Source organism: Pseudoalteromonas luteoviolacea NCIMB 1942 (assembly GCF_001625595.1).
GTDB classification, from domain to species: domain Bacteria; phylum Pseudomonadota; class Gammaproteobacteria; order Enterobacterales; family Alteromonadaceae; genus Pseudoalteromonas; species Pseudoalteromonas luteoviolacea_A.
The window spans coordinates 1-2,342 of sequence record NZ_AUXT01000077.1 but is presented as its reverse complement, the minus strand read 5'-3'; the positions used below and the strand labels follow the sequence as shown (position 1 = coordinate 2,342).

3 protein-coding genes and 1 pseudogene are annotated in these 2,342 nt (G+C 41.6%); 1 reads left to right on the top strand and 3 read right to left on the bottom strand.

All coding sequences use genetic code 11. The annotated features are described in order from the left end of the window. Positions 1–339 precede the first annotated feature (339 nt). Both N482_RS25505 and N482_RS25500 read right to left on the bottom strand, forming a co-directional pair. Positions 340–708 (bottom strand): transposase, encoded by a 369-nt coding sequence (locus N482_RS25505; RefSeq protein ID WP_231100794.1) that lies wholly within the window; start codon positions 706–708, stop codon positions 340–342. Positions 709–862: 154 nt separating this feature from the next. Beyond that, a complete protein-coding gene (locus N482_RS25500; protein WP_231100793.1) occupies positions 863–1,267 on the bottom strand; it encodes an IS110 family transposase in 405 nt (134 codons plus the stop codon). 364 nt (positions 1,268–1,631) lie between these two features. Between N482_RS25500 and N482_RS05060 the strand changes: the two genes are divergently transcribed. After that, complete coding sequence (locus N482_RS05060) at positions 1,632–1,949, top strand: DUF6172 family protein (RefSeq protein ID WP_063376040.1); 318 nt, start codon at positions 1,632–1,634, stop codon at positions 1,947–1,949. A 91-nt stretch (positions 1,950–2,040) separates the two neighbouring features. Here the strand turns inward: N482_RS05060 and N482_RS25165 are convergent. Further along, positions 2,041–2,342, bottom strand: a pseudogene (locus N482_RS25165) (hypothetical protein); the annotation flags it as partial.

Here is a 2,342-nt window from a genome sequence, read left to right as displayed (position 1 = left end):
TGTAAAGTGCGCGAGTGAGTTTCTGCCGAATTATTTTCAGCATCAAACAGAAGTCACTCAATCTTCACTCGCGCCCGTTTTTTCTTTAGTTTGATGTCGGATAATCAACCGCACCAGTCACCCATCTGGTTCTAGGTAAGTTGCCTTACCCCAAGCGTTCGCTCCACAAAATACTCGGTGCCAGCAGCGTGTCCATCGAATAATGACAGAAATTGTGGTTCAACTTAATGACCAACCTTTTAGTGGCTCACGTGCTAGGCGAATGATTAAATCAAGTGGCCGATAAACCCATCCAATCAGAGTCTACTGGTTCATACCAACCCCTTTGCTGGCTTGGGTCTATCCGCCGAACGCTTTGTTAACATCAAACGGTTCATTGTTCTTCAACATATAGTAAGCGGCTCTTGCAAGTTTGTGGACTACTGCTCTAATCGCTACTATGCCATTCTTCTTTTGGTACTTGCGGTCATAAAAGGCTTTCACTTTGGGCTCATAGCGAACTGCCATGTGTGCCGCTTGTGAGAAGGCCCAAGAGAGATATTTATTACCGCTTTTGGTATTGCCTTCACGTTTTTTCTTATTGTTACTCTCGCGTAAGCTTTGTACACATCGGCAATAGGATGCGTAATCTCCCACTGATTCAAATCGTGTTGTAGTGCCCGTTTCAAGCAAGATGGTAAGTCCAAGTATGGGGCCAATTCCCGTCATGGTTTGCAGTAACGTAAGTTGGTGTCAGCAGCCGTTTTTACGTGATGTGTTAATAAAGTGACTTCAAACGACTTCTTTTTAATTTGGCTATTACTAACCCGAATTCCTGAGCTGCGCCAAATTTGGTTTTGAATAGACAACAATTGCTTACTGGTTACTGCACAAGCTGCATTCTTCTGCGTAACATATCTCGCACAGCACGCTGTTCTTTAGGGTAGATGTACCCCGTAGGCAAAATACCTAAACGCATTAAGTGGGCAAGATGAAAAGCATCTTTAAAATCATCCGAGTATTTAAGCCCTTCATATTGTTTAACCGCAGCCGTATTGACCAAAAGCATGTTAAAGCCATTTTCTACTAAACCATCGACCAACCAATACCAATTGAATGTTGACTCGATAGCGACCCCAACTAATTGTTTTTGAAACGGTCTTAAGCATTCTAAGGAAAGCGAGATATCATTGGCGATGCGTTTTGAAAAAACGGTTTTATCGTTCTCATCATTGATAACAATGACATGATTATTTGAATGTAAATCGATACCACAGTAAAGTGCCATAACAGCCTCCGGCCAGTCTTGGTTTGAGCGCCTGTTAGCATAGCTAACAAAGGCCCCGGAGGCTGACTAGAGGATTATCAGAGTCGTTGATTCTGACTCAGTTATTCCTTCTAGTCTTGCCTATCTGTTATAGGTACGCAAAGCTAGCATCTACTGGGAGTTCAACATGGTCGCCATTGTCATACAACATTTAGGCTGCTGCTATTTTCTTACCTTTGTTGATGCTGAGCGCCCTATTTTAACGTAAACTAAGTAGGTTATATTTCTATATCTATGTGAGTTCGAAGTTCGCACTTTATAGATACACACCTTTTACTCATTGAGCCTGTGATAGGCTCGAGTATTCCTTGTTTTGAAGGCAACTATGAAAAAAACATTTGAGTTAACTCACCCAAAAATTAAATTAGCAAGGCGTGTTGACGCGGTTAAGCATGAAATTAAAAAATATCTGAAACGTGAGCGTAACAAGACCTTACCAGCAGGCGCTGATTTTTGGGACTTTGACTGTAAGTTTGGTAATACAGAAGCGGAAGCTCAACCTGTTCATGTGTCACAACTTAATAAGTTGATTGACCAAACTCAACTTGAAAACCGTACGTCATTTTATGTCGAAATTTTAGCTAAAGAAGGGTATAGGCAAGCACGTACTGACGCTGAGGATGCGTTTGACGACGAAGAATAGCGAATGAGTGGGGGAGAGTTGTCGAGCTCTACCCCGTGTGACCATCAAAAATCAATGACTCTGCCCCTGTACGATCCCCACAAAATAATTACTATACGTCTGGATAATCATATTCTACTCCCACATTTTGTAGCTTCTTAATGGCATTTAAGCAGCTTCGCATATACAGCTTTATTCCTTTATCTGCGGATACACGTTGGCCAATAAATTGTAATGACAGTACGTTATCTGTTTTTAAAGAGTTAGCTTGATACTGCCTATCTTTGCTCTCAAGTTTAGCCGTCATCCCTAAAATCATAAGAAACCAGTGTGCCAAGGTGGTGAGTAATATAAGCAAGGATAAACGGCTTTGTATGGTTGTTTTGTTGTAGGTGAACCCTTCTTCTATCTGCA